Source organism: Cupriavidus sp. 05T41 (genome assembly GCF_056396525.1).
This window is the reverse complement of the sequence record NZ_JBFTLQ010000086.1, coordinates 19,370-30,577: the sequence shown is the minus strand read 5'-3', so window position 1 is coordinate 30,577 and position 11,208 is coordinate 19,370. Positions and strand designations below refer to the sequence as shown.

At 56.3% G+C, this 11,208-nt stretch carries 11 protein-coding genes; all 11 read left to right on the top strand.

Annotated features, from left to right (window positions below):
- A partial coding sequence (locus AC1DKV_RS33535; protein WP_477139032.1) for a fumarate hydratase C-terminal domain-containing protein occupies positions 1–313 on the top strand: 313 nt, incomplete at its 5' end.
- Positions 314–404: 91 nt separating this feature from the next.
- Positions 405–989: a TetR/AcrR family transcriptional regulator gene (locus AC1DKV_RS33530; protein ID WP_477139031.1), complete on the top strand. Its 585-nt coding sequence runs from the start codon at positions 405–407 to the stop codon at positions 987–989.
- A gap of 54 nt (positions 990–1,043) precedes the next feature.
- A complete protein-coding gene (locus AC1DKV_RS33525) occupies positions 1,044–1,265 on the top strand; it encodes a DUF2798 domain-containing protein (protein ID WP_441623534.1) in 222 nt (73 codons plus the stop codon).
- Positions 1,266–1,295: 30 nt separating this feature from the next.
- Complete coding sequence (locus tag AC1DKV_RS33520; protein ID WP_477139030.1) at positions 1,296–2,252, top strand: alpha/beta fold hydrolase; 957 nt, start codon at positions 1,296–1,298, stop codon at positions 2,250–2,252.
- 119 nt (positions 2,253–2,371) lie between these two features.
- Positions 2,372–2,788, top strand: coding sequence for an organic hydroperoxide resistance protein (locus AC1DKV_RS33515; RefSeq protein WP_477139033.1), 417 nt, complete (start codon positions 2,372–2,374; stop codon positions 2,786–2,788).
- 133 nt (positions 2,789–2,921) lie between these two features.
- A complete protein-coding gene (locus tag AC1DKV_RS33510; protein WP_441623530.1) occupies positions 2,922–3,347 on the top strand; it encodes a cupin domain-containing protein in 426 nt (141 codons plus the stop codon).
- Positions 3,348–3,360: 13 nt separating this feature from the next.
- Positions 3,361–4,677 carry an epoxide hydrolase family protein gene (locus tag AC1DKV_RS33505; RefSeq protein ID WP_477139029.1) on the top strand — a complete coding sequence of 439 codons (1,317 nt, stop codon included), beginning with the start codon at positions 3,361–3,363 and terminating at the stop codon, positions 4,675–4,677.
- 1,494 nt (positions 4,678–6,171) lie between these two features.
- Positions 6,172–7,515 (top strand): MFS transporter, encoded by a 1,344-nt coding sequence (locus AC1DKV_RS33500; RefSeq protein ID WP_477139028.1) that lies wholly within the window; start codon positions 6,172–6,174, stop codon positions 7,513–7,515.
- Positions 7,516–7,754: 239 nt separating this feature from the next.
- Positions 7,755–8,849, top strand: coding sequence for an aromatic ring-hydroxylating dioxygenase subunit alpha (locus AC1DKV_RS33495; protein ID WP_477139027.1), 1,095 nt, complete (start codon positions 7,755–7,757; stop codon positions 8,847–8,849).
- A gap of 67 nt (positions 8,850–8,916) precedes the next feature.
- Positions 8,917–9,906 (top strand): PDR/VanB family oxidoreductase, encoded by a 990-nt coding sequence (locus AC1DKV_RS33490; protein WP_477139026.1) that lies wholly within the window; start codon positions 8,917–8,919, stop codon positions 9,904–9,906.
- Between the two features lie 73 nt (positions 9,907–9,979).
- Positions 9,980–11,179 carry a formaldehyde dehydrogenase, glutathione-independent gene (fdhA, locus tag AC1DKV_RS33485; protein WP_477139025.1) on the top strand — a complete coding sequence of 400 codons (1,200 nt, stop codon included), beginning with the start codon at positions 9,980–9,982 and terminating at the stop codon, positions 11,177–11,179.
- Positions 11,180–11,208: the final 29 nt, after the last annotated feature.

Below are 11,208 nucleotides of genomic sequence, written 5' to 3'. Positions count from 1 at the left end.
GCGCATGCTTGCGTCCACCGGCTTGATCGGCATGATCGGCAAGGCCGAGCGCGGACCGGATGCGATCGGCGCGATCGTGAAAAACGGCTGCGTCTATCTGGCGGCGACCGGAGGCGCCGCCTATCTGATCTCCAGGGCGGTCCGGTCCTCTCGCGTCCTTGCGTTTGGCGATCTCGGCATGGAAGCCATCTACGAGTTCGATGTGGAGAACCTGCCCGTCGTCGTCGCCGTGGATGCCAGCGGCAATAGCGTCCACGAAAGCGGACCGCGCATCTGGCGCATTGCGACGGGTGCACTTTCMGCCCCATTATGACCTCCGGTAGTTCACGGGAGCTKGAGAGATCACCTCAATCGGATCCACGGGTGCCCTTGACAAAAATACCGATTGGTATATTCTTGCCTCCATGAATAAAGCTCAGCGAACCCGTCAGTTCATCGTCGAGAAGACAGCACCGCTCTTCAACGTCAAGGGCTATGCGGGTACGTCCCTGGCCGACATGGCGGAGGCCACMGGGCTGACGAAGGGGAGTGTTTACGGCAACTTTGCCAACAAGGAAGAGGTAGCACTTGCCGCTTTCGATCACAACTGGAAGCAGGCGCAGGAAGCAGTCAGGGCCATCATGGCCACGCGAGAAACCAGCAAGGAGAAGCTGCTGGCATTGACAGGCGTGTACGAAAACCTGCCTGAGGATTTCCCGGAGGGGGGATGCCCGCTGCTCAACACAGCCATTGAAGCCGACGACACTCACCCAGCCCTGCGCGAGAAGGCCATGGAGGCGTTCCGGGGCTGGAAGGCGAACCTTATCACGGTCATCAAGGCAKGGATTGCCTCGCAGGAGTTCCGGAATGGCGTCGACGCCGAGCAGACTGCCGTCACGCTGATTGCCTTGATTGAGGGCGCCATCATGATCTCTCGCCTCACCGKCAACGCCGGCTACAGCAAGGTCGTGATGTCGGCGGTGGAAAAAACCATCGTCGACCTGGCGTGATTTTTTCGACCAAAAATATACCATTCGGTATTTTATCTGCCAGGGGAAGTAACCATGCGCGTCGAACTGAAACGGAAAGTCGTATTCGCCCTGTCGATGGGAATTGTGACGACCGGGATCATTTCCTTCGTCCTCCTTGCTCTCAATCTCGGCTTCTCAGAAGGATTTGCCCTGACGTGGCTGCGTTCCTGGGGCATCGGCTATGTGATCGTCATTCCTACCATCCTCCTGTTCGGTCCGCGTCTGCAAACGCAGGTCGATCGCTTGATTTACTAAGCCGACAGGCCCGCATCGAGGATCACTGACATGTCCAAGCCATTCCCACAGCGGATGCTTACCTTCGTGCTCGTTCTTGGCGCTTTGATTGCGTCGGGATGCGCCCACGATTCCCACAGGCAGGTACAGAAAGCCGAGATCGGATTCATCGATATCGACAAGGACATCTCGCTAAGAAGGATGGTCGTGCACAACTCTGGCCCGAAAGGAACCGTTCTTTTCCTGCATGGATTCCCGGAGACCCTGTACGCCTGGAAGGACATTGCCCTGGCTCTTGGCGACGACTACGAAGTACACGCCATCGATTGGCCCGGCTACGGTTTATMGTCGCGACCGACGGCCGACAAGTTTTCCTATGCACCGAGAGACTATGCCCGTCTCCTGAAGGCTTACATCCGCAAGGCAGGCATCGACACGTCAAAACTCACAATCTACGCAACGGATATCGGAGCCTTGCCGGCCCTTCTGCTGGCGCTCGAAGAACCGGACATTGCCAGGACGATTATCGTGGGCGACTTCGCCCCGTTCGACAGACCTCAATACATGTATGAGAGCCTGCAGATCCTGAAGTCGCAACCTTCCGCCGAGCGGGCTCGTGTTCAGTTGAATGCAAATCGCGAGGATGTTCTCCAGAACGCCTACAGGCGCGGCTTGCCCAGAGAAGTGCAGTTCGACTTATCCGACGAACTCAAGGACGACATGTCGCGCGGATGGGGCCACGGGGAGATCACCTCAGCGGACGCTTTCTACTACTACTACTCACACTTCACGCGGGACCAGGAGTATTTCGAGTCAAACCTGGTCCGGCTCAAGACGCCCGTGAAGGTGGTTTGGGGTGAAAAAGACATCTACATCAAGAAAGAAATGGGCATCGAGTTCGCCGGGAAGGCCCATGCACCGTTCAGCCTTCTTCACGGGATTGGGCACTACCCGCATCTGCAGGACCCGCAGCAAACCGTAGAAGAAATTCGCGCCTCATTCCGGTGAGCCCGCATCGCGAGCGGGCCCGCGCAGCCGCCCTCATTCCGCGTGGCACGTAGGCGCCGCCMCTGACGACGCTGAACTCCGCGTGGCAAACAACCCTTAACCTGGAACATCCCGAGATGATCAATCAAATCGACAAAGTGATTTACACCGGCAAGACCCGCACTATCGGCGGTCGCAACGGCAATTCCCGCAGTTCCGACGACCGTCTGGTCGTCGACCTTTCAGKACCCGGCAGCGACGGCAGCGGTACCAATCCGGAGCAGCTTCTGGGCGCCGGTTGGTCGGCTTGCTTCCTAGGTGCAATCGCCAAAGCGGCACGGGCGGCCAAGGTCGCGCTTCCGGCCGACGCGGCCGTTGAGGCTGAAGTGGATCTCGGCCTGACCGGAGACGCCTACTTTCTGGCGGCGCGGCTCAACGTCAGCCTGCCGGGCCTTGACCGCCAGGTCGCCCAGTCTGTCGCAAATACCGCACACCAGCTCTGCCCATACTCCAAGGCCACGCGCGGGAATATTGATGTCGAAATCAGAATCGTCTGAGGACGGTCGAATTCCGCACGACACATAAGATAAGAAACCCTCTCMTGTTTCGCGCGCATTGGTCGATTCTCGCCGATGCGTGCCACGGACCTTCCCGTGAATCMCATCCGTCGTTCATCACGGAAACCTGCCAATGAAAATGACCCGACTCTTCGCCTCGGCCCTGCTTATCGCTATCAGTGGCTTCCTTTTACCAACGGCTCAAGCGCAAACGCCTGGAGTCCACCGCACCGATCTCGTCCAGCGCGACCTCAGCGTGCCCGATCGTGAGGGCGTACAGGTACGCGTTGACTTTGACCCCGGCGCATTCGCACCAAAACATTCGCACCCTGGGGAAGAACTCGCCTATGTTCTGCAAGGTACGCTGGAATACCAACTCGACGACAAGCCGCCTGTCACACTGAAGGCCGGCGACGCGCTGTTCATTCCGGCCGGGAGTGCCCATTCGGCGCGGAATGTCGGCAGCGGCAAGGCCTCCGAACTGGCAACTTACATCGTCAAAAAGAGCGCGCCTCTGGTAGTGCCGGCCAAACCACCTGGATCAGCCGCAGCGCATTAAAGGAGGCATTCCCATGAACACGCAAGGATCCAGTCAAGCTCCCAATCTGTCGCGCCGAACACTTCTATTAGGCGGCGTGGCGGCGGCAACGCTCTCCACGCTTTACCCAACCCTGGTTACCGCTGCGCAGGCAGAATCCGGGCATAGCGTGGCGTCAGATGCGATCCGCCCATTCCGCGCGCACGTCCCGCAAGTGGCCCTCATCGATCTGCGCCGCCGCCTAGCCGCTATGCGCTGGCCCGATCACGAAACAATCGGCGATCGATCCCAGGGCGTGCAGCTTGAAAAACTTCAGCCGCTCATGCGTTATTGGGCAACGAGCTATGACTGGCGAAAGGCCGAGGCAAAACTCAATGCCTGGCCTCAGTTCCTGACAAGCATCGATGGCCTGGACATTCATTTCATCCATGTCCGCTCGCGCCATGAGAATGCGCTGCCGCTCATCATGACACACGGCTGGCCAGGATCGGTGTTCGAGTTGCTCAACGTCATTGGTCCGCTGACGGATCCCACAGCGCACGGTGGCAGCGCGGGCGATGCGTTCCACCTTGTGATTCCGTCGATTCCCGGCTTCGGCTTTTCACAGAAGCCCACGGACACCGGCTGGAATCCAGGCCGCATCGCACGAATTTGGGACGTTCTGCTGAAGCGGCTCGGATACGCGCACTACGTTTCGCAGGGAGGCGACTGGGGCGCAATCATCTCCGACGCTCTTGGCCGTCTGGCACCTGAAGGGCTGCTTGGCGTCCACGTCAACCGCATCGAGCGCGCCACGACGTTGCCACCGGCGATCGCTATGGCGCTAAAAAGCGGGGACCCTGCGCCGGCAAGCCTGACCTCCGAAGAAAGGCAGGTGTTCGACGAGACGAGGGATTTCCTCAACAAGGGATTCGGTTACGCGGCCATCATGCAAACGCGACCGCAAACCATCGGCTATGGCCTAGCCGATTCGCCGGCGGGGCTGGCAGCGTGGATCTATGACAAGCAGGCCGACTGGGTATTCTCGCGTGGCGATCCGGAACGGGCACTAGGCCGTGACGCGATCCTTGACAACATATCCCTCTACTGGCTCACAAATACGGGTGCATCGAGCGGACGGATATACTGGGAAACCAGTGTCGCCCCGGCAAACAATGCCCCCATCACCGTTCCAGTGGCAGTAACCGTTTTCCCTGGGGAGGTCTACCKGCCGCCGAAGCAGTGGCTGGCACGAGCGTATCMAAACCTGATCTACTACAACCGCGTCGACAAAGGCGGTCACTTTGCGGCATGGGAAGAGCCTGAGCTGTTCAGTGCAGAACTAAGATCTGCGTTTCGATCGTTGCGCTGAGCGGAAGATACTGCGCAGGAGCGGTCTCGGCACACGGTTCACGGTGCCAAAGCGAGCGATCAATGCCCGCTCGAGCGCTGCCTCGACGGCCATAGGCTCGCCGCTCTCCCCCTGCGCAGGCTATTTGCCGGACAACTCAGCGACCTGGCGGCACGCCGTTCGCGCCTGCGTTGATTCTCTATTCTCAGCTTCACCGCGCGCACCGCGTCTTTGGCGTTGACCCGCAAGATGCCGGCCTCAGAATACAACGCAAGCGACTTGCCGTAGCGTTCGGCATAGGTATCAGCGGCAAAATGGGCCCGCGTCAACTCGGACTGCACGAACACCAATGGCTTTGGACAGTCCCGTCGCTCCCGTTGCGAGCCTCAATCCATCAGAAAGGGAAATATTCAACAAGGTCGAAATCCTTTACAAGATGKGCACTCACMGAAATTTGTCGGCGGCGTGCAATGAAGCTCTGGTCCGCTGCTATGTCAGGCGCTGTGCCAATCGTCCGACATCAGTGAGCAAGCGAGTCGCGCAGCAATCCCGCCGCTTGGAAGCTGCTGCAAAGTCAGCTACCGCGGCCTGAAGAAGTATGCCGGCCGTTCCTTCACGGCGCTAGCGCTGGTCAATCGTTACCTGAGTCGAGKGCATCTGATGGGAGCAGTCCGCCCGTAAAGGGCGAAAGGGGCGCCTCGCCAGCACACCCCAGCGAGGGTACGTGATGGCGAATTCTCTTCACGGTGCCACTTTCCGCTCGAACACGCTCCTGATCAGTCTACGTGACTCGGTTCACCCACCTTATTCAGAGTAGCCCCAGCATGCGAACCCCACTTGCGGTTGCGATAGACAAAGAGTAGGTCGGCGTTCATTGCGCAGACAAATGTGATGAACACTATTTGCGGCGCGCACCGCTATATCGCGTCGCTTTCGCGTGCCCACTTTCCCCATMGAAATTGGCTTGTAGCTGGATCATTMGATTTCCGAATCACGGTCTTTTCCTTCGCGATATTGCGACGCGGCCGCGCTTCGTCGATTGTGGAGGTCCATACCAATCGCAGAGTGTGGCCAGCTATCGGGCGTGAGCAGGCCGGGTTGTCGGCCAACGCAGGGCTAATCCGCTCGTCCACAACATTCAGGAAAAAAACGATGGCCGCAGTCACCACATCTTTGTGTAACGGTCGACGACGCCGAATACGGCTTCAGATTAGGAAACCGGAAGTGATGACAGGTTCCCAATCCGAGGCCACTTTCGGCGCCTATAACCACACAATGACCCTTCACTACGCTATGGCACGGAACGAGTAGCTACGGGCTTGACCACRAAAGATCGCCAGCATTGCAGCAGCCAGCCGCAATCGCATATGCGAAGTCGCCCGTTCGTATCGTCTATATGTGCTGAGTCTCCTCCTCTGAGAAGACGAGGGAACGTCAATAAGAGCTGCTGCCGCACTTGCTAAGTGCAAATCAGCCAGATCAGCTGGCAATATTAACCTTCAGGAGGATAGCGGAGTGAGTACAGATATTCGGAAGATAATCGATGAGTCGCCCATGAGCACGCTTCAGACAGTGGCCGTCATCGCGTGCATCATCTTGAACATGCTCGACGGATTTGACGTACTKGCGATGGCGTTTACTGCGCCCCAACTCGCCGCCGGGTGGGGACTGAGTGGCAAGGAGCTTGGCTTGCTTCTCAGCGCGGGACTGGTCGGCATAGGCGTCGGATCAGTCTTGATCGCTCCGATTGGCGATCGGATCGGCCGCCGCAAGGTCATCCTGTGTTGTCTGTGCATCATCGGGAGCGGGATGCTTGTGAGCTCGGTCACGCAAAGCGTCCTGCAGCTTGCCGCAGCGCGCGCTTACACGGGGCTTGGAATTGGAGGCATGGTGGCCAGCATCGTGGTAATTGGTGGGGAATACGCGTCGAACAGATGGCGCAGCGCTTCAATTAGTTTTCAGTCCACCGGTTATGCCGTGGGGGCTACCGTAGGCGGTGTCATTGCCGCTTACCTGATGTCGATCTGGGGATGGCGCAGCGTCTTCGCGTTCGGCGGCGTAGCTACGCTTCTGGCCATCCCAATGGTGCTCGCCGTGCTACCCGAGTCTCTCGACTACCTCCTCACCAAGCGTCCTGCCCACGCGCTTCGAACAATCAATCGGACACTTGTCAGAATGAAGCGCTCCCCGATTGACACGCTTCCCGAGCTGACCAACGTGACTGAGGCCGCTAAGCCATTCGATGGTGGTGCCGCGCTCATGAGGGCACCGCTGCTTMATMGGACGCTGGCATTGTGGGCCGCTTTCTTCTTTGTCCTGGGAAGTTTTTACTTCGTCGCCAGTTGGACGCCAAAGCTGCTAGTGCAAGCCGGCATGTCAGCCGAACAAGGCGTTACCGGTGGCGTGTTGCTCAATCTTGGGGGCATTGCAGGATCAGTGCTATTTAGTTTGCTATCCGCCAGATTTAGCTTGCGTCCTCTTCTCATCGCCAGCCTGGTAGCCGGTGGCGCGTTTATGTTCGCCTTCGGCACCCACACCACCTCTCTCAACGTGGTGATGGCAGTCAGCATTCTGCTTGGCGCCGTGCTCACMGCATCCGTAGCAGGCATGTATGCCTTGTCGTTGACAATCTATCCGACCGGAATCCGGACGACTGGCGTCGGTCTCGCGGCAGGTGCCGGCCGAATTGGAGCGGTACTTTCACCTCTTGCAGTGGGCGCGTTGTTGGACGGAGGATGGTCCGTTGCCAACCTATACATCGCTTTCGTTCTGCCCATGGCCGGTGCCGCAATAGCAGTCGCCATCGCTCACGCAAGTGTTCCGGACTCCCGTAACCGACGTGAACCGGCAGTGTMATAGCTGATGTACCAGGGCGCGGCAATATTCCAAAGATTCCCGGATATTTAAACATGCAGAAATAGCAATTCATTTTTTGGCTATTTTCAAAAGATTGAGAACCCGGCGTTTCGCCTTGCGCTCGATATTTGTTATTTAGAACGGTCGTGACCGTCATTTATATCGGAAAATTGTCGCCATTAAGACGCGTGGCGACAATCAAAAAATCGGACGATAATCAACATTATCTACAGGAGACGCGAATGAATTCACCGTCAAATACACCCAATTTTCCCATGAATGCGTGGTATGCGGCGGCATACGATGTGGACGTCAAGCGCACACTTCTGGCRCGCACTATCTGTAATAAAAAAGTGGTCCTGTATCGACAAACCGACGGCACCCCAGTGGCACTGGAAGACGCCTGCTGGCACCGTCTGCTTCCACTGTCGAGGGGCCGCCTCGAAGGCGATACAGTAGTTTGTGGTTATCATGGGCTGGTATTTAACGCCAGCGGCCGATGCATTGAAATGCCATCGCAGGAAACACTGAACCMCTCGGCCTGCGTCAGATCCTATCCAGTGGTGGAAAAACATCGCCTGATCTGGCTCTGGCTCGGCGATGCATCGAAGGCCGATCCGGCGACGATTCCCGATTTTCACTGGAATGACGATCCTGCTTGGGCCGGCGACGGCGAGACCATTCACGCCAAGTGCGATTACCGTCTGGTAGTTGATAACCTGATGGATTTGACGCACGAGACTTTCGTTCACGTCACTAGCCTGCATCAGAGCGAACAAGCCGAATCCCCATTCGAGGTGACTTACGACGATAAATTCGTCACCGTATCGCGCTGGATGCACAATGTCGATGCGCCGCCGTTTTGGGCCGTGCAATTGCGCAAACATAACGGCTGGACCGGCAAGGTCGATCGCTGGCAGATTATCCGCTTCGAAGCACCTTGTACGGTCACGATCGATGTTGGCGTCGCGCCCGTAGGAACAGGTGCACGCGAAGGCGATCGCTCGCAGGGCGTTAATGGTTATGTACTGAATACGATCACGCCGGAAACAGATACCACGTCGCATTACATTTGGGCTTTCTGCCGCAATTATCGTATTAGCGAACAAAGCATCACGCAGCAATTCCGTCAGGGCGTGCGTAGCGTGTTCCGCGAAGATGAGATTATCGTCGAGGCGCAGCAACAAGCGATTTTGGACCACCCGGAGCGCGAATTTTACAATCTAAATATCGATGCCGGAGCATTATGGGCGCGGCGATTCATAGATCGGATGATTCAAGCTGAAAATAGCACCACGCTTCCTTCTGACGTTATTCCGATTCGCGTAGCGAACTAAGGCGACGCACGCGTTAGATGAATTAATTCCGTGAATTAGAAAAAATCAACCCGTAAAAATTTAAATCATGAAATTTCGAGACGACTGGGCAATAGTCTCTATTGAACGCATTGAGAACGTCAGCCCGAGCATTCGAATGATAGAAATTGCTGCTGGCAACCATTTCAACATCTGGACGCCTGGTTCTCATTTGAGAGTAAGGGTGAAAGTGGAGGAGCGAACCGAAATTCGGACCTACTCGTTGATCGATATTGGCGATAACAAAAAAATATATCGCATCGCGGTTAAGCTAATGGAAGAAGGGTTGGGTGGCTCGCGCTACATGTGGGGCCTGAAAGTCGGCGATGCGCTCGAAATATCGCAGCCACATAATCATTTCGAGTTGAGCCGCTATGCGCCCTCTTATACGCTGGTCGCCGGCGGTGTCGGGATCACACCGTTGATCAGCATGGCATATGCCTTGAGAAATAGTGATAAGCCCGTACGGCTATTCTACGGCGTACGAAACCATACGGAAGCGGCGCTGGTGAACCTGCTACGAAGTTGGCTGGGCGACCGCCTGGAATTATCCGTGGCCGAGGAAACAGGACCACTCGATTTGAAGAAAATTGTCGACAGCGTGACGGGTGATGGTGAACTGTACATCTGCGGGCCGATCGCCATGCTTGAGACAGTCGGCCGAATTTGGAAAGAAAGCGGAAAATCGATGGGTGCGTTGCGCTACGAAACATTCGCCTCCAGCGGACATTATCCGACTCGCCCGTTCACCGTCGTACTTCCGCGGTTCGGCAAGACAATTGAGGTTGCCGCGCACCAGACGTTACTCGCAGCGCTCGAAGCGGAAGGAATGGAGGTGATGTCKGACTGMAAGCGTGGCGAGTGCGGATTATGCGTAGTCAATATACTGGAAAGCGATGCACCCGTGGATCATCGTGATGTATTTTTGAATCCGTCCGAAAAAGCAGACAGCAAAAAAATGTGCGCTTGTGTGTMGAGAATTAGCGGTGGAACATTGACTCTGGATACAGCCTATCGCAGCTCGACGCTGAACGTATAATTGCATAATGCGGTGATTATTTAATATTTCGTCTATTCTTAATATTTAAATAAATATAAAAAAGGATAATTTCATGGTGGAAAACCGCGGTGTTGCATTCATCAAGCAGGGCGTAGTCGAAGTTAAAGGTATTCCATTTCCAAAGTTGGTTGATCCACGCGGCCGCCCCATCGGACACGGCGTCATTCTCAAAACACTTTCGACCAACATCTGTGGCTCGGACCAGCACATGGTGCGCGGTCGCACCACCGCACCGGCTGGCCTCATTCTCGGCCATGAAATCACCGGTGAAGTGATCGAAATGGGCCGCGATGTCGAAACCCTTAAGGTGGGCGATATCGTGTCGGTACCGTTCAATGTKGCTTGCGGTCGCTGTCGTACCTGTAAGGAGCAGGATACCGGCGTGTGCTTGACAGTAAATCCTTCCCGCGCCGGCGGAGCCTATGGCTATGTCGATATGGGCGGATGGGTCGGCGGTCAGGCTGAATATGTGATGGTGCCCTATGCAGACTTCAATCTGCTGAAATTTCCGAACAGGGAGGTGGCGCTGGAAAAAATCCGTGATTTGACGTGTTTGTCGGATATTTTACCGACGGGATTTCACGGCGCCGTGACGGCTGGTGTTCGGCCTGGAAGCACGGTGTATGTTGCGGGCGCGGGGCCGGTCGGGCTTGCCGCAGCGGCATCGGCGCAGTTGCTTGGCGCTGCTGTAGTCATCGTCGGAGATGTAAACCCAGCCCGATTGGTGCATGCGCGTAAAGTAGGATTTCAGACGGTCGACTTGTCGCAGGATGTGCTGTTGGTAGATCAGATCGCACAGATACTTGGTACATCTGAGGTTGACTCCGCAATCGATGCGGTAGGTTTTGAAGCACGCGGTCACGGGCATKAAGGTGCGCAACACGAAGCGCCGGCTACCGTGCTCAACTCTTTAATGGAAGTGACGCGCGCTGCCGGCAAGATCGGCATTCCCGGCTTATATGTTACAGATGATCCTGGTGCTGCCGATACGGCAGCCAAGAAGGGTTCTTTATCGATTCGTTTGGGTCTCGGTTGGGCGAAATCGCACAGTTTTTTTACGGGCCAAACACCGGTCATGAAATATAACCGCGCATTGATGCAAGCAATTCTTTGGGATCGCATCAAGATTGCCGATATTGTTGGCGTGCAATTGATTTCGTTGGACGATGCGCCAAAGGCGTATGCTGAGTTCGACGCGGGGGCACCGAAGAAATTCGTTATTGATCCGCATCGGCAGTTGAAGGCCAATTGATTGCTGTCATCATCCGAATTATGCCATTA